The 17,500-nt window shown below is 46.9% G+C and carries 16 protein-coding genes; all 16 read left to right on the forward strand.

Annotated features, from left to right (window positions below; genetic code table 11):
* The 16 genes from FGQ85_RS05225 to rpsO all read left to right on the forward strand — a co-directional run bounded on the left by FGQ85_RS05225 (window position 1) and on the right by rpsO (window position 17,354).
* Window positions 1-2,250, forward strand: coding sequence for a DNA topoisomerase (ATP-hydrolyzing) (locus FGQ85_RS05225; protein ID WP_087167341.1), 2,250 nt, complete (start codon window positions 1-3; stop codon window positions 2,248-2,250).
* 139 nt (window positions 2,251-2,389) lie between these two features.
* Window positions 2,390-2,986, forward strand: coding sequence for a YitT family protein (locus tag FGQ85_RS05230; RefSeq protein WP_087167515.1), 597 nt, complete (start codon window positions 2,390-2,392; stop codon window positions 2,984-2,986).
* Between the two features lie 226 nt (window positions 2,987-3,212).
* The gene (locus tag FGQ85_RS05235; RefSeq protein WP_087167340.1) at window positions 3,213-3,983 is read left to right on the forward strand and encodes an ABC transporter ATP-binding protein; all 771 of its coding nucleotides are present in this window, start codon (window positions 3,213-3,215) and stop codon (window positions 3,981-3,983) included.
* Window positions 3,984-3,986: 3 nt separating this feature from the next.
* A complete protein-coding gene (locus FGQ85_RS05240) occupies window positions 3,987-6,644 on the forward strand; it encodes an extracellular solute-binding protein (RefSeq protein ID WP_138372849.1) in 2,658 nt (885 codons plus the stop codon).
* A gap of 110 nt (window positions 6,645-6,754) precedes the next feature.
* A complete protein-coding gene (locus tag FGQ85_RS05245) occupies window positions 6,755-7,849 on the forward strand; it encodes a 2-aminoethylphosphonate--pyruvate transaminase (protein ID WP_138372850.1) in 1,095 nt (364 codons plus the stop codon).
* Window position 7,850: 1 nt separating this feature from the next.
* Window positions 7,851-8,618 carry a phosphonoacetaldehyde hydrolase gene (phnX, locus tag FGQ85_RS05250; RefSeq protein WP_138372851.1) on the forward strand — a complete coding sequence of 256 codons (768 nt, stop codon included), beginning with the start codon at window positions 7,851-7,853 and terminating at the stop codon, window positions 8,616-8,618.
* Between the two features lie 189 nt (window positions 8,619-8,807).
* Complete coding sequence (rimP, locus tag FGQ85_RS05255) at window positions 8,808-9,275, forward strand: ribosome maturation factor RimP (RefSeq protein WP_087167336.1); 468 nt, start codon at window positions 8,808-8,810, stop codon at window positions 9,273-9,275.
* A 22-nt stretch (window positions 9,276-9,297) separates the two neighbouring features.
* Complete coding sequence (gene nusA, locus FGQ85_RS05260; protein ID WP_087252914.1) at window positions 9,298-10,497, forward strand: transcription termination factor NusA; 1,200 nt, start codon at window positions 9,298-9,300, stop codon at window positions 10,495-10,497.
* The gene (locus FGQ85_RS05265) at window positions 10,490-10,762 is read left to right on the forward strand and encodes a YlxR family protein (protein ID WP_242960086.1); all 273 of its coding nucleotides are present in this window, start codon (window positions 10,490-10,492) and stop codon (window positions 10,760-10,762) included. Before nusA ends, FGQ85_RS05265 begins: the two co-directional genes overlap by 8 nt.
* A complete protein-coding gene (locus FGQ85_RS05270) occupies window positions 10,749-11,063 on the forward strand; it encodes a ribosomal L7Ae/L30e/S12e/Gadd45 family protein (RefSeq protein WP_171027889.1) in 315 nt (104 codons plus the stop codon). Before FGQ85_RS05265 ends, FGQ85_RS05270 begins: the two co-directional genes overlap by 14 nt.
* A gap of 23 nt (window positions 11,064-11,086) precedes the next feature.
* Window positions 11,087-13,729: a translation initiation factor IF-2 gene (gene infB, locus FGQ85_RS05275; RefSeq protein ID WP_087252911.1), complete on the forward strand. Its 2,643-nt coding sequence runs from the start codon at window positions 11,087-11,089 to the stop codon at window positions 13,727-13,729.
* Between the two features lie 9 nt (window positions 13,730-13,738).
* Window positions 13,739-14,110: a 30S ribosome-binding factor RbfA gene (gene rbfA / locus FGQ85_RS05280; protein ID WP_087252909.1), complete on the forward strand. Its 372-nt coding sequence runs from the start codon at window positions 13,739-13,741 to the stop codon at window positions 14,108-14,110.
* 1 nt (window position 14,111) lies between these two features.
* Window positions 14,112-15,071, forward strand: coding sequence for a bifunctional oligoribonuclease/PAP phosphatase NrnA (locus FGQ85_RS05285; RefSeq protein ID WP_138372853.1), 960 nt, complete (start codon window positions 14,112-14,114; stop codon window positions 15,069-15,071).
* Window positions 15,068-15,976: a tRNA pseudouridine(55) synthase TruB gene (gene truB, locus FGQ85_RS05290; RefSeq protein ID WP_087252903.1), complete on the forward strand. Its 909-nt coding sequence runs from the start codon at window positions 15,068-15,070 to the stop codon at window positions 15,974-15,976. The genes FGQ85_RS05285 and truB overlap by 4 nt, the downstream gene beginning before the upstream one ends.
* An 11-nt stretch (window positions 15,977-15,987) precedes the next feature.
* Entirely contained in the window at window positions 15,988-16,971 is a 984-nt protein-coding gene (gene ribF / locus FGQ85_RS05295; RefSeq protein ID WP_087167329.1) for a riboflavin biosynthesis protein RibF, read from the forward strand.
* Between the two features lie 116 nt (window positions 16,972-17,087).
* Window positions 17,088-17,354 (forward strand): 30S ribosomal protein S15, encoded by a 267-nt coding sequence (gene rpsO, locus FGQ85_RS05300; protein WP_024732247.1) that lies wholly within the window; start codon window positions 17,088-17,090, stop codon window positions 17,352-17,354.
* Window positions 17,355-17,500 lie beyond the last annotated feature (146 nt).

Below are 17,500 nucleotides of genomic sequence, written 5' to 3' on the forward strand. Positions count from 1 at the left end.
ATGAGTCAGAATGAAAGTGAACAGATCATCCGGACCGAATATTCGGATGTCATGAAAAAATCATATATTGATTATGCGATGAGCGTCATCGTTTCCCGTGCCCTGCCGGACGTCAGGGACGGCCTGAAGCCGGTCCAGAGACGTACCCTTTATGATATGTACGAACTGGGAATCCGGTATGACAGACCGTACAGAAAGTGCGCGCGTATTGTCGGGGACACGATGGGTAAATACCATCCTCACGGCGACAGTTCCATTTATGAGGCTCTTGTCGTGATGGCACAGGATTTCAAAAAGGGCATGGTGATGGTGGACGGCCACGGAAACTTCGGTTCCATCGAAGGGGACGGGGCTGCGGCCATGCGTTACACCGAGGCAAGACTTGCGAAGGTGACCCAGGAAGCGTTTCTTGCGGATCTGGACAAGGACATTGTCAACTTCGTTCCGAACTTTGACGAGACGGAAAAAGAGCCGGAAGTTCTTCCGGTCCGTTTCCCGAATCTTCTTGTCAATGGAGCGGAAGGAATCGCAGTCGGTATGGCGACAAGCATCCCGACCCACAATCTGGGGGAAGTCATCGACGCGGTGAAAGCATACATGAAGAACAATGCTATCAGCACCAGGCAGCTGATGAAATATCTGAAAGGCCCGGATTTCCCGACGGGCGGCATCGTGGTCAATCAGGACGACCTGCTGCAGATCTATGAGACCGGAAGCGGGAAGATCAAGCTGCGTGGAAAAGTGGAGATTGAAGACTTAAAAGGCGGGAAAAAGCGTCTTGTCATCACGGAGATTCCATACACGATGATCGGAAGCGGTATCGGTAAATTTTTAAATGATGTCTGCGCCCTTGTGGAGACGAAGAAGACATCGGACATTGTGGATATTTCCAACCAGTCCTCCAAAGAGGGAATCCGTATCGTCATCGACCTGAAAAAGGATGCCGATGTGGAAAATCTGACGAACATGCTTTACAAGAAGACGAAACTGGAGGATACGTTCGGCGTCAACATGCTGGCGGTGGCGGACGGAAAGCCGGAGACGATGGGGCTGAAAAAGATCATTGAATATCATGTGGATTTTCAGTTCGAGATTACTACAAGGAAATACCGGACACTGCTTGCAAAAGAGCAGGAAAAACGTGAGGTACAGGAAGGTCTCATCAAGGCCTGTGATGTGATTGACCTGATTATCGAGATCCTGCGGGGAAGCCGTTCGGTCAAGGACGCCAGGGCCTGTCTGATGTACGGAATCACCGATGAGATTACATTTAAAAGCAAAACTTCAGAGAAGATGGCAAAGCTTCTTTCCTTTACAGAGCGGCAGGCAACGGCCATTCTGGAGATGCGTCTCTACCGGCTGATCGGTCTGGAGATCGAAGCGCTTCAGAAAGAGCATGAAGAAACAATCCGTAAGATCGAGCGTTATGAGAAGATCTTAAATGACTACGATGAAATGTCGGCTGTCATCATTGACGATCTGAATAAGCTGAAGAAAGAATATGCGGTGAAGCGCCGCACCCTCCTTGAAAATGCAGAGGAAGCAGTTTACGAGGAGAAAAAGATCGAGGAGCAGGAAGTGATCTGTCTGGTGGACCGTTTCGGATATGCAAGGACGGTGGATCCGTCTGTTTACGAGCGGAACCAGGAGGCGGCGGACGCAGAAAGCCGCTATATCATCCGCTGCATGAATACCGGAAAGCTCTGTCTGTTTACTGCTGAAGGACGGATGCACCAGATCAAGGTACTGGATATCCCGCATGGCAAATTCCGGGACAAGGGACTGCCGGTGGACAATATCAGTAATTATGACAGCACAGGGGAACATATCGTTGCCTTGATGAATGAAGCGGATCTGGAAGGAGAATTCCTTCTGTTTGCTACAAAGGACGGACTTGTCAAACGGGTGGCAGGATCGGAATTCCTTGTTTCCAAGCGGACAACCGCGGCGACCAAGCTTCAGGAAGGTGATGAAGTACGAGCTGTGCTTCCGATGAACGGGCAGGATTTTGCCGTGCTTCAGACAGAAAACGGCTACTTCCTCAAATTCCCGGCGGAAGATGTATCCGAGAAGAAAAAGGGAGCCCTCGGAATCCGGGGAATCAGGCTTCAGAAGAAGGACGCTGTGGAAAGCGCCTACGTTTTTGCAGAAGGAACTGAGACCAAAGCAGTATATAAGGAAAAAGAAATTTCGCTGAACCGTCTGAAAACAGGAAAGCGTGACACGTCGGGCGTAAAGCAGAGAGCATAAAAAAGACCTCCTTTTTGTGAAAATGTCTTGACTCTGGGATAGTACCAGAGTTTAAGATAAACACAAAGGAGGTTTTATGATGTTGAAGAATAAGATGAGATGAACAGTACAAAGACTGGTTGAGGGAATTACGGTGCCGATGTTGTTATGGATTGCCGTGGGAGCGGCAATCTGTACCTTCGGTATCCACAATATTCATTCACAGACCGGGATTACTGAAGGAGGTGTCATTGGCATGACACTGTTTGCAAACAAATGGTTTCATATTCCAAAAGGACTTGTAACCCCGATCCTTGATCTGAGCTGCTACCTTCTGGCATTCCGGTTTCTTGGAGGAAAGTTTATCAGGATTTCCGTGATTTCCACCTTATTTGTGTCTCTGTTTTATGATCTGTGGGAACAGTTTCCCTACATGCTGCCGGATCTGTCGGATTATCCGCTTGCGGCGGCACTTCTGGGAGGTGTTTTTGTAGGAATCGGTGTCGGCCTGATTGTACGTCAGGGCGGATCAAGCGGCGGAGACGATGCACTTGCCCTTTCCATTTCCAGAGGAACCGGGTGGAGGCTTTCCAGAGCCTATCTTTTTACGGATCTGGTAGTACTGGGACTTTCCCTTTCTTATATTCCGGTCATCCGGATTGCGTTTTCCGTGGTGACAGTGATGCTTTCATCACTTTTAATTGACTTTGTACAGAATTTTAGAAGACAGCCCGAACCTGAGACGGCGGGCGAATAAAACCACTCCAATAAACATTGGGGACGTGTTCCGGTGAAAAGGAACCCGTCCCCAATGTTTTTTTTGTTAAATGAATTTTACATTTCCTGAAAAGACAGTAACACGATTTTTACAAAAGCTTTGCGTAAGCTGGATGGAACAAAAAAACGTAAAGAGTTATAGTGCTATAGGATGAAAAAAACGATGAAATGTAGAAAATCTGGATAAAAGAAAGGGTCATTTGTACATGCTGGAATTAAAGCATATCAAAAAATCATTTGACGGAGTGAATGTTTTAAAAAACATCAATCTGCAGATCGAGGATGGCGAGATTGTATCGATTCTCGGACCGTCCGGATGCGGGAAAACAACACTTTTAAATATCATCCTCGGACTGACACAGGCAGATGCCGGTGAACTGATTTTTCAGGGTGAAGATATTTTAAATGTACCAATGGAAGAGAGAGGATTCAATATTGTATTCCAGGATTATGCGCTCTTCCCGAATCTGAATGTGAAACAGAATGTTACATACGGCCTTCGCAATAACAAAAACATTGTAACGGTGGAGGAAGTCAATGGACTGATCAATCTTCTGGGACTGAAGGACCATCTGGATAAGAAGATCGAACAGCTTTCCGGCGGACAAAAACAGAGAGTGGCTCTTGCGAGAACCATGGTAATGAAGCCGAAGATCCTGCTTCTTGACGAGCCGTTGAGTGCTTTGGATGGCGTGATCAAAGAATCCATCAAAGACAAGATCAAGGAGATTGCAAGAGAATATCATCTGACAACCATTATAGTCACACATGATCCGGAGGAAGCACTCACCCTTTCCGACAAGGTTGTCATCATGAATCAGGGAACGATCGCCCAGTACGGAAGACCGGAAGATATTATCAATACACCGGAAGAAGATTTCGTAAAGAACTTCATTTTAAGACAGCTCGAAATCAAGAGAAACAACATCATGATGCTGTTCAGTGAATCAGAAGCAAAGAGATTTCAGGTGGTGTAAAAGATGAAGAAGATAAAAGAAAAAGAAATCAAAGGAATTTACGGGATTGCGCTTCTTCTGTTTTTGATCTTTCTGTTTGTCCCGGTTATCGTACTGTTTCAACAGTCTCTTGCAGGTGAGTCAGGACTTTCCCTGGCACACTACAGTGAAATGCTGACACAGAGAGGATTCGGCCTGGCTGTACGGCACAGCCTGGAAGTTTCCATCGTCAGCGCGGTGGTGGCAACACTCCTTGCGTTTTTACTTGCGTACACCGTACATTATACAAATGCACCTGGAAAATATAAGAAATTTATCCGTCTGGCAGCACAGCTTCCAATGCTTCTGCCGACTATTACATACGGATTTGCCATTATCTATTCCTTCGGAAAACAGGGACTTCTGACAAGGCTCTTTGGAAGGCAGCTGTTTGATATCTACGGATTTAACGGACTTGTGATCGGATATGTGATCTACACCCTTCCGGTATCCTTTATGCTTCTGTCCAATACGATGGAATATATCGACAAGAAATTTACGGTTGTCTCCAGAATCATGGGAGACTCCCCGCTGAAAACATTCCAGCAGACGATCATCCGTCCGTTGCTTGGAACCTTTGCAACATCCTTTGTACAGTGCTTTTTCCTCTGCTTTACCGATTACGGTATTCCGGAATCCGTGGGAGGAGAGTACGAAGTTGTTGCAACCGTACTTTACAATGAGATGCTTGGAAGTATCCCGAATTTCAACAACGGAGCGGTAGTAGCCGTGATCATGCTGATTCCTTCGATTGTCAGCATCCTGCTTCTGAAATTCCTGGAACGATACAACATCCGGTATACGAAGATCTCCGCAATTGAATTAAAGAAAAACAAGACAAGAGACATCCTCTGCTCGGTCGGATCGGCTGTGATCCTGATCTGTGTATTTGCAGTCTTTGCTGTGATCTTCATCATGCCGTTTATTCAGGAATGGCCTTATCAGGCAGTGTTTACACTGGATCACTTCCGCGATGTATTCAACGACAATACATTGACGGCAGTATATAAAAACTCATTGTTTGTAGCATTTATGACGGCGATTTTCGGAACCCTGCTTGCTTACGGATGTGCGCTTGCTTCCGCGCGGAGCAGCCTGAGAGGATCCGCAAAGCAGGTGGTAGAAAGCACAGCCCTGATCACCAACACCATTCCCGGAATGGTTATCGGTATTGCATATATGCTTGTGTTCTCAGGAACATCGCTTCAGAACACTTTTTTACTGATCATCATCTGTAACATGATCCATTATTTTTCTACACCGTACCTGATGATCAAGAACGCGCTTCTGAAGCTGAACACCTCCTGGGAGGCGACAGCGAAACTGCTTGGCGACTCCTGGGGGAAAACCCTCGTAAGAATTATCACACCGAATATGTCATCCACACTTCTGGAAGTGTTCGGATACTATTTCGTGAATGCAATGGTAACCGTCAGCGCGGTAATCTTCATCGCGGGAGCGAGAACCATGGTAATTACAACGAAGATCAAGGAATTACAGTATTTCATGAAATTCAATGAAATTTTCGTACTGTCCATCCTGATCCTTTTGACCAATCTTTGCATAAAGGGAGTATTAGTCCTCCTTTCAGATAGAAAAAAATCTGAATTTAAAGTGAAAAAGGAGAAAAAAATTATGAAGATGAAAAGTGTGACAGCAATGTTTATGGCATGTCTGATGGCCGGCTCCGTAATGCTTGGCGGATGTTCCGGATCAGATGCGGCTTCAGGATCTTCAGAGGATCAGATCATTATCTATTCCAACGCTGATGAAGAGGCGGTAGATGCCATGAAAAAAACACTGGATGATAATGGATATGAAGGCGAATATGTATTCCAGACATTCGGAACATCCGAACTGGGAGGAAAGCTGATCGCGGAAGGAAAGAATCTGGAAGCAGACATGGTGACAATGAGTTCTTTCTACCTGGACAGTGCTCAGGAGCAGAACAGCATGTTTAAAGATCTGACATTTGACTATACAACACTCAGTGAAAATGACAGTTCTGATTTCTACGCACCGATTACAAAACAGGAAGGCGCGATCATTGTCAATACAGAACTCTTAAAGGAAAACAATCTGGACACACCGACCTGCATCAAGGATCTGGCAGATCCGCAGTACAAGGACATGATTTCCGTGACAGATATTAAGAGCTCTTCTACGGCATGGCTTCTGATTCAGGCACTTGTAAGCGAATACGGTGAGGAGGAAGCACAGAATATTCTGTCGGATATTTACGCAAATGCAGGCGACAACATCGAAGATTCCGGTTCCGCACCGCTTAAAAAAGTACGTGCCGGAGAAGTGGCAGTCGGATTTGGTCTGAGACATCAGGCGGTAGCAGATAAAGAAGAAGGACTTCCGATTGACTATGTCGACCCGACGGAAGGAAACTTCTCTCTGACAGAGTCTGTAGCTGTTCTCGACAAAGACAACGGAGACAAAGCAGACAAGGCAATGGAGATGGCGCAGTGCATCATTGAAAAAGGAAGAGAAGAACTTCAGAAAACATACCCGCTTGCTGTATATGAAGGAGAGACAGATTCCGACAACAAATCTGCTTATCCAAAGGTATTCCCGGAAAAACTGACAGTAGACTTACTGGAAAAACATCAGGAAATCTCAGAAGCAGCAAAATAAGACATGATCAATTAAGACAAATGCAGACTGCCGGAAAATAAGGCCGGCGGTCTGTCAATGCGTCTGAGCGGATGCGAAAATACAGGAAAAAGGAAAGGAAAACGAAAATCATGAAGAACTACAAATTACTCACACCAGGACCGCTCACCACAACGGATACTGTAAAAAAGGAGATGCTGTTAGACCATTGCACATGGGATGACGACTACAAACAGATTACACAGGAGATCAGAAAAGAACTGTTAAAACTGGCTCATGTTTCCGAGGAGGACTACACCGTTGTCCTGATGCAGGGAAGCGGAACATTCGGCGTGGAGTCTGTACTGACCAGCGTCATTGGAGAAGATGAAAAGCTTTTGATCGCGGCAAACGGTGCTTACGGAAATCGTATGGCATCAATTGCGGAACATGCAAAAATTGACTACGTTCTTTATGAAGAAGATTTTGATAAAGTACCGGATGCCGGAAAGATCGCGGAATATCTGGATGAGGATGCAAAGATTACGCACGTTGCCATGGTGCACAGCGAGACGACATCCGGAATCTTAAATGATATCGAATCTGTTGCAAAAGCAGTAAAAGAAAGAGGAAAGACATTTATCGTGGATGCCATGTCCAGTTTTGGCGGCGTGGATATTCAGGTGGGTGAGCTTGGCATTGACTTCATCATCAGCAGCGCCAACAAATGTATTCAGGGAGTTCCGGGCTTCTCCTTTATTATCTGCAGAAGAGACAAACTGATGGAGAGCAAAGGAAAAGCAAGAAGCCTTTCTCTTGATCTTTACGATCAGTGGGAAACCATGGAGAAGGATGGAAAGTGGAGATTTACATCACCGACCCATGTGGTACTTGCATTCAGACAGGCGCTTCGCGAACTGGAGGAAGAAGGCGGCATTGAAAAGAGACAGGAACGCTACGAGAAGAACAATCAGATTCTCATTGAAAATCTGGCAGAGCTTGGCATCAGGCCATATGTAGGAGCAGATGTTCAGGGACCGATCATTACAACCTTCTACTATCCGGAACACCACAACTTCTCCTTCCAGGATATGTACCAGTACATCAAAGAAAGAGGATACGCGATTTATCCGGGAAAAGTAACGGATGCAGATACATTCCGTATCGGAAACATCGGAGAGATCTATCCGGAAGATATGGTAAAGGTGACAGCAATCATTTCAGAATTTTTAAAGGAGAGAAACTAAGATGAAATACGAAGCAGTGATTTTTGACTGGGCAGGAACGACAGTGGATTACGGATGCTTTGCACCGGTACAGGCATTCCTCGATTCCTTCCATGAATACGGAATTGACCCGACCATGGAGGAGGTCAGAGGACCGATGGGAATGCTTAAAATCGACCATATCCGGACCATGCTTCAGGGAGAACGCATCAGCGGACTGTGGAAAGAAAAATATGGAAGAGACTGGACCGAGGAAGATGTCCATGCGGTTTACGAGCTCAGCGAGAAGAAACTTCTGGAAAACCTTCCGAACTTCGCAGATCCGAAACCGTACGTGATCGAAACGGTGAAAGAACTCCGCGAGATGGGACTGAAGATAGGATCCACAACCGGATATACCGATGACATGATGGCCATCGTTGCTCCGAAGGCAAAAGAACTTGGATACGAGCCGGACTGCTGGTTCAGCCCGAACGCGGTGGAAAACCACGGACGTCCGTACCCGTACATGATCTTCAAGAACATGGAAGAACTTGGACTTTCCGATGTGAGAAAGGTTATCAAAGTCGGAGATACGGTATCCGATATCAAAGAAGGAAAGAACGCAGGAATGGAAGCAGTCGGAATCCTGGAAGGAAGTTCTGTTCTCGGACTCTCCAAAGAGGAATTTGACGCCCTTTCCGAAGAAGAAAAGAAAGCACAGTACGAAAGAGCGGAGAAAATTTACAAGGATGCGGGAGCAGACTATGTGATTCTCGACATCAGAGGCATTCTCGATATCGTAAAATAGGAGAAAACCGCTAAAATCGGCAAAAAACCTTGATTTTGTCAAAAAAACGTGCTATAGTGCATATAGTTACATAAGAAATCGGCAGAAGAGTGGACGTCATGTTCACTCTTCTTTAATTCTGCGGGTTGTCCGCATACAGGGCGGTTTTTTATGACAGGCATGAAAATCTGAAAGAGAAAGGATGTTAGGATGTCAAAAAGAGAAAGCTACGAACAAAGAACAGAGGAATTGCTGATTCCGATCCTTACGAAGTATGAGTTTGAACTGGTTGACGTAGAATATGTGAAAGAGGCTGGCACCTGGTATTTAAGGGCCTATATCGACAAGCCGGGCGGAATTGCCATCAACGACTGCGAGGTCGTAAGCAGAGAGCTCTCTGATCTTCTGGATAAAAAGGATTTTATCGACGACAGCTATATCCTGGAAGTGAGTTCGCCGGGGCTTGGAAGACCGTTAAAGAAAGACAGGGACTTTGCAAGAAGCATCGGGGAAGAAGTGGAGATCCGGACATACCGGATGATTGACAAGCAGAAAGAGTTTACCGGAGTGTTAGAGGAATATGACAGTGATTCTGTGACGATTTCTTATGAAGATGGAACAAAACAGAAGTTTGACAGGAAAGAGATTGCATTGATCAGGCTGGCATTTGATTTTTAGTGTTTAGGAGGAAAAGAAAGCAATGAGTACAGAATTAATGGAAGCGCTTACCATACTGGAACAGGAGAAGGACATCAGCAAGGAGACCATGCTGGACGCAATTGAAAATTCCCTGATGAACGCCTGCAAAAACCATTTCAAAAAAGCGGATAATATTAAGGTCGTGATGAACCGTGAGACCTGCGATTTCGCGGTTTACGCTGAGAAGACCGTAGTGGAGGAAGTGGAAGATCCGGAGGAGGAGATCAGTCTTGTAAATGCGAAGATGATGGACTCAAAATATGAACTTGGCGATATTGTACAGGTACCGATCGATTCCAAATCCTTTGGACGGATTGCGACACAGAACGCGAAGAACCTGATCCTCCAGAAGATCCGGGAAGAAGAACGCAAGGTCGTTTATGATCAGTACTTTGAGAAGGAAAAAGACATTGTGACAGGAATCGTGCAGCGTTATGTGGGACGCAACATCAGCATTGATCTTGGAAAGGCAGACGCCATGCTGACAGAAAACGAGCAGGTCAAAGGGGAAGTATTCAAACCGACAGAGCGTATCAAACTTTACGTGGTAGAAGTAAAGAATACGACAAAAGGACCGAAAATTCTCGTATCCCGTACCCATCCGGAGCTTGTAAAACGTCTCTTTGAGTCCGAGGTGACTGAGGTGAAAGACGGTATTGTTGAGATCAAGAGCATTGCAAGAGAAGCAGGATCCCGTACAAAGATTGCCGTATGGTCCAATGATCCGGATGTGGATCCGGTAGGAGCATGTGTCGGAATGAACGGACAGAGAGTCAACGCCATCGTGAACGAATTGCGCGGCGAGAAGATCGACATCATCAACTGGAGCGACAATCCGGCCATTCTCATCGAAAATGCGCTGAGTCCGGCGAAGGTTATTTCGGTTGCGGCAGATCCGGAAGAGAAGACGGCAAGCGTCATCGTGCCGGATTACCAGCTTTCTCTTGCCATCGGTAAAGAAGGACAGAATGCAAGACTGGCCGCAAGACTGACCGGATACAAGATCGACATCAAGAGTGAGACTCAGGCAATCGAATCCGGAGAACTTCCGGCAAACTACATGGATATGCCGATGGAAGAAGGTGTATTCGAGTCGGACATTTATGAAGATGACGTTTATGAGGACGACGTCTATGAGGATGACGCATACGAAGACGGCATTGATGAAGAAGAAAGTTACGGGGATGAAAGTGATGAATAAAAAGATCCCAATGCGCAAATGTGTCGGGTGCGGGGAGATGAAAAACAAAAAGGAGATGCTCCGCGTCATCCACACGAAGGAAGGGGAATTCCTTCTGGACGCAACAGGAAGAAAAAACGGAAGAGGAGCCTACCTCTGCTTTTCCAGAGATTGTTTTCTAAAAGCAGTAAAGAACAAAGGGCTGGAACGCTCTTTTAAGCAGGCGATTCCAAACGAAGTGTATGAACAGCTGGAAAAGGAGATGGAGCAGATTGAAACTGAATAAAGGTCTGTCACTTTTAAGTCTGGCTACCAGGGCGGGAAAGACAAAAAGCGGAAACTTTCAGACAGAGCAGGCGGTCAAGTCAGGGACGGCTTATCTTGTGATTATCGCCGCGGATGCCTCTGAGAATACAAAAAAGAAATTCCGTAACATGTGCAGCTTTTACGACGTTCCGATTCTGTTTTATGCAGATCAGGACCCCCTGGGTCATGCAATGGGAAAAGAATTCCGCACAAGTGTTGCGGTGACAGATGCGGGATTTGCGGACGAGATTAAGAAACAGCTGACAGTGGAAGAAGAATAAAATTGCATATAGGAGGTAGTTGGATGTCAAAAGTGCGAGTACATGAATTAGCAAAAGAGATAGATAAAACGAGCAAGGAAATTATGGATTATCTGAAAGGGAACGGAGCGGACCTGAAAAGCCACATGAGTTTTCTGACAGAGCAGCAGGTGGAGGATGTGAAGAAGAAATTCGGAAGCGCCGGACACAATGCAGAAGCTCCGAAAAAGAAAACTATTGTTCAGGTTTTCCGGCCTCAGAACACACAGGGAGGACAAAGACGCCAGAACGCAAGAGGTGCCCAGAGACCGGGCGGACAGCAGGCGTCAGGAAGAACAGGAATGGATAAGGAAAAGAGAGAAGGATACGTATCTGCCCAGGAGAGAGGGCGCGACAATAACCGTCCGGCAAGAGACGGAAACAAAGACCGTCAGGGAAGAGATTTTCGCGACAGAGACCGTCAGGGTCAGGGAAGAGACGGCAATAAAGACCGCCAGGGAGGAAAAGACTTCCGTGACGGAAGAGACCGTGACAGAGACCGTCAGGGCAGAGGATCAAGAGATAATAAAGACAGAGACCGCCAGGGCAGGGATTTCCGCGATAAAGACCGTCAGGGAGGAAGAGATTTCCGCGACGGAAGAGATCGCGACAGAGACCGCCAGGGCAGAGATTCCCGCGACGGAAGAGATCGTGACAGAGACCGTCAGGGCAGAGGATCAAGAGACGGAAGAAACAACGGACCGTCTATCCCGGCACCGATGGTAGCCGAGCAGAAGCCGCAGAGAAGAAATCAGAAGGATAATTATAAGAAGAAAGACTATGACCGCGATGATGAACGGGAAGGCAGGTTTGGCCAGAAGCAGGGCAAAGGCAGGAAGAACCAGCAGCCTGTAATGGAGAAACCGCAGCCGAAGCAGGAGAAGAAGGAAGAGCAGATCAAGCAGATCACAATTCCGAAGATGCTCACCATCAAGGAGCTGGCAGACGCGATGAAGATCCAGCCGTCCGCTATTGTCAAGAAACTGTTCCTTCAGGGCAAAATCGTGACAGTCAACCAGGAGATCGACTTTGATACTGCAGAGGAGATCGCAATGGAGTTTGACGTGCTTTGCGAGCAGGAAGAAGAAATCGATGTAATCGAAGAGCTCTTAAAAGAGGAAGAAGAGGACGAAAAGAAGATGAAAAAACGTCCACCGGTTGTCTGCGTTATGGGACACGTTGACCATGGTAAGACTTCCCTCCTCGATGCAATCCGTCACACGAATGTAACAGACAGAGAGGCCGGCGGAATCACACAGCATATCGGAGCATCTGTTGTCAACATCAACGGAGAGAGCATCACATTCCTTGACACACCGGGTCATGAGGCATTTACGGCAATGCGTCTTAGAGGTGCATGTTCCACAGATATTGCAGTACTTGTCGTTGCAGCAGACGATGGTGTCATGCCGCAGACGGTAGAGGCGATCAACCATGCCAAGGCGGCGGGCGTTGAGATTGTTGTCGCGATCAACAAGATCGACAAGCCAAGCGCGAATATCGAACGTGTAAAACAGGAGCTGACAGAGTATGAGCTCATCCCGGAAGACTGGGGTGGAAGCACGATTTTCGTTCCGGTATCCGCGCATACAAAAGAAGGTATTCCGGAGCTTCTTGAAATGATCCTTCTGACAGCGGAAATGCTTGAGTTAAAAGCAAACCCGAACAGACGCGCAAGAGGTCTTGTGATCGAAGCGCAGCTTGATAAAGGAAAAGGACCGGTGGCTACTGTCCTTGTACAGAAAGGAACACTCCGTGTGGGTGACGCCATTGCAGCCGGATCTGCGTTTGGTAAAGTCAGAGCCATGATGGATGACAAGGGAAGACGTGTCAAAGAGGCCGGCCCATCCATGCCGGTTGAGATCCTTGGATTCAATGACGTCCCGAATGCGGGTGAAGTCTTCGTTGTAAGCAAGAACGAAAAAGAGGCAAGAAACTTTGCGGAAACCTTTATTTCCCAGAATCGTATGAAGATGCTGGAGGAGACAAAATCCAAGATGTCTCTGGATGATCTGTTCAACCAGATTAAAGAAGGAAACTTAAAAGAACTGGATATCGTAGTCAAAGCGGACGTACAGGGATCTGTAGAGGCGATGAAGCAGAGCCTTCTGAAGCTGTCCAACGATGAAGTTGTTGTAAAAGTGATCCACGGCGGAGTCGGAGCCATCAACGAATCCGACGTTATGCTTGCATCTGCGTCCAACGCGATCATCATCGGATTTAATGTTCGTCCGGATGCGGCAGCAAAAGAGACAGCAGAAAGAGAAAATGTTGACGTTCGTCTGTACCGTGTCATCTACAATGCCATCGAAGACGTGGAAGCTGCCATGAAGGGTATGCTCGATCCGATCTTCGAAGAACAGGTGCTTGGACACGCGGAAGTACGCCAGACATTCAAGGCTTCCGGAGTCGGAACCATTGCCGGTGCTTACGTTCTGGACGGTATCTTTGAACGTGACTGCTCCGCAAGAATTATCCGCGACGGAATTGTAGTATTTGAAGGAAAACTTGCTTCACTGAAGCGTTTCAAAGATGATGTCAAAGAAGTAAAAGCAGGATACGAATGTGGTTTCGTATTTGAAAAATACAATGACATCAAAGAAGGCGATCAGGTAGAAGCATTCAAGATGGTAGAAAAACCAAGATAGGATGAAAATATGAGAAAAAACAGTATCAAAAACACGAGGGTCAATACAGAAGTGATGCATGAACTGTCCAATATTCTGCGCGGGGGAATTAAAGATCCCCGTGTGGCAGAGTTCACCTCTGTCGTTGCGGTGGAAGTCGCACCGGATCTGAAGACCTGTAAAGCCTATATCAGTGTTCTTGGTGATGAAAAGGCACAGGCAGATACAATCAAAGGGCTTCAGAGCGCAGAAGGGTATATCAGAAGAGAGCTTGCACATTCTCTGAACCTTCGTAACACCCCGGAGATCCGCTTTATTCTGGATCAGTCGATCGAATACGGGGTGGCAATGTCAAAGAAGATCGACGATATCACGAAAGGCAGTAAGAAAGAGGAAGAGTAATATGCTGAAACTGGATGAGATACTGCAAGGAGTAAAGCGGGCCGGCATTGCAGGGCATGTACGGCCTGACGGGGACTGCACCGGTTCCTGCCTGGCGCTTTACCAGTATTTACGTATGTATTATCCGGAAGTCAGCACGGATGTGTATTTGGAAGAGATCCCGAATTCGTTCCATATGCTGACAGGGGCAGACGAGATCCGTCACGAGCTGCCGGAAGATACCGGATATGATGTGTTCTTCGCACTGGACTGCGGGGATACGAAAAGACTCGGATTTGCAGGTACACTGTTTGAACAGGCCAAAAAGACGGTCTGCATCGACCACCACGTGAGCAACCTGGCATTTGCGGATGTAAACCAGATCGTTCCGGACGCAAGCTCCACCTCTGAGCTGATCTATGATCTGCTGGAAAAAGAGAGGATCACAAAGGAGATTGCGGAAGCACTGTATCTGGGAATTGTACACGACACCGGAGTGTTTCAGTATTCCTGCACAAAGCCTTCGACCATGGAGGCAGCTGCGGAGCTTTTAAGAAAAGGAATCGACGGACCGAAAATCATAGAGAAAACATTTTATGAAAAGACCTACGCTCAGAATCAGGTGCTTGGAAAGGCGCTTCTGGAGAGTATCTGTCTGATGGACGGAAAAGTAATCTTTTCCTACATTACAAAGAAAAGCATGAACTTCTTTGGAGTGAAGGCAAAAGATCTGGAAGGCATTGTCAGCCAGCTGAGAGTGACAACCGGCGTGGAGGCTGCGATTTTCCTCTACGAACTGGAAAGCGGAGAATTTAAAGTCAGCCTCCGTTCCAAAGAGAAAGTGGATGTCAGCAAGGTTGCCCAGTACTTTGGCGGCGGCGGACATGTGCGGGCCGCAGGACTTACGTTCCGCGGAACCGTCCATGATGCAGTCAACAACATCGTCGGACAGGTTGCCCTTCAGCTGGAGGAAGAAGCATGATCCACGGAATTCTGAACGTAAGAAAAGAAAAGGGCTTTACTTCCCATGATGTGGTGGCAAAGCTTCGGGGAATGACAAGACAGAAAAAGATCGGACATACCGGGACGCTGGATCCGGATGCGGAAGGCGTCCTTCCGGTCTGCCTTGGAAAAGCAACCAGGCTCTGCGAAATGATGACGGACAAAGAAAAGGCATATGAAGCCGTGATGGTGCTTGGAAAAGAGACCGATACCCAGGATCTTTCCGGTACAGTTCTCGATACTTCCGCGACCGGCCATCTGACCGAAGAGGAAGTGCAGGAAGCCATCCTTTCTTTCGTGGGGATCTATGACCAGATCCCGCCGATGTACTCTGCGGTAAAGGTTGGCGGGAAAAAGCTCTATGAACTTGCAAGAGAAGGTAAGGAAATCGAACGGAAAGCCCGCCGGGTGGAAATCCGTTCCATCCGGATTCTTGAGATGCGGCTTCCGGAAGTCAGGTTTGAAGTAGTCTGCTCCAAAGGAACCTACATCCGCACCCTCTGTCATGATATCGGCAGAAAACTTGGATGCGGGGCATGTATGGGCGACCTGCTCAGAACAAAATCCGGAAACTTTACATTGGATCAAAGCCGGACTCTTTCTGAAATTCAGGAGTATCTGGATGGCGGCAGGATCGGGGAGATTCTTGTTCCGATCGATGCCATGTTTCCGGATGCGCCGAAAGTATCGGTGAAGCAGGGAAAGGAAAAGACCGTTTACAACGGGAATGCCCTGTCGCCGGATCAGATCGAGGACCACATCCCGGAAAAGGACGGGGAGACCATCCGGGTCTACGGTCCGGACGGAAGATTCCTCGCACTCTATCGCTATGCCGGGAGAGAAAAGAAATATCAGGTGGAAAAAATGTTTTACAGTCCGGAATAAGAGGAAAGAACATGCAATATATTACAGGATTTGAACATTACCAGGAAGAAGCCGGAACTGCCGTAACGCTGGGAAAATTTGATGGTCTGCACAGAGGACACCGTAAACTGGTGGAGCGGATTATGGAACATGTGGAGCAGGAGCCGGATTTAAAAAGTGTTGTTTGTTTTTTCGAGATGACCGAATTCAAAAAAATGTGTCACCTTGACCAGAAAAAACTGATGATGAATGAAGAGCGTGCCATCCGTCTGGACGGAAGAGTGGATTATCTGATTGAATGTCCGTTTCTGTCCGTAAAAGAGATGGAGGCGGAAGTATTTATCGAGAAAATTCTCTCGGATCTGTTTCATGCAAAATACATTGTGGTTGGCGAAAACTTCCGGTTCGGGCACGAGAGGCGTGGAGACGTCGGGATGCTCGCAAAGTACCAGGAAACGTACGGATACCGTCTCGAAGTGATACCAAATGAGTATTACGGAGAACGCATCGTAAGCAGTACTTATGTAAAGGAAGTCATGAAAACAGGAGATATTGATCTTGTGAACCGGCTGCTCAGTTATCCTTATACAATCGCGGGTACAGTGAGGAAAGGAGAGGGCATGGGACGCCGGATCGGATATCCGACGATGGATATCTTCCCGTGTCAGGAAAAAATCCTGCCTCCTGCCGGAGCCTACGTCTGTAAGCTGGAGGTGGACGGACAATGGTATCAGGGTGTGTGCAACATCGGAAAGAAGCCTACTGTATCAAGCGGGGAAGATACCATTCTTTCGGTTCATCTCTTCTGCTATGAGGAGAAGGAAGAAGCAGACGGAAAACAGGTCGTACTGCAGCTTTATCATTATCTGAGACCGGAAGAAAAGTTTGACGATATAGATGAACTTAAAAGGCAGATTCAGACAGATATACGGGAAGGAAAGAGACACTTCCTTCTCACAATGGAAAGCAGACGCATGCTTCTGGAAATCAAAAACAAAAGTGAAGAAAAGAATTGACATCCGGCAGGGTGCCATGATATACTCAAAAAGTATGAGTGAGCCGATATCCAGTGGACGGAAGACTCCGACCGCCGCCTGATATCCGGCGTTTCAAAAATAAGGAGGATAAAAACATGATCGACAGAGAAAAGAAAGCAGCTATTATTGCTGAGTATGGAAGAAGCGAAGGAGACACAGGATCTCCGGAAGTTCAGGTAGCAATCCTGACAGCAAGAATCAATGAATTAACAGAGCATTTCAAAGCAAATCCAAAGGATCATCATTCCAGAAGAGGTCTTTTGAAGATGGTAGGTCAGAGACGTGGTCTTCTTGCATATTTAAAGAAAAAAGATATCGAAAGATACCGTTCTTTGATTGAAAGATTAGGACTCAGAAAATAGTCAGGCTATTCAGAGAGGACGGAACACTTATCCGTCCTCTTTTATACTGCCGGGATCTTTTCCGGTTTTCAATATTTGTCAAAATCATGCGAAATGTATGCGGGGAGAGACACCGGGACCACTGAAAAGCAAGCCAGTATATGACT

Source organism: Pseudoflavonifractor sp. BSD2780061688st1 E11, from assembly GCF_005844125.1.
Taxonomy (GTDB): domain Bacteria; phylum Bacillota; class Clostridia; order Lachnospirales; family Lachnospiraceae; genus Sellimonas; species Sellimonas catena.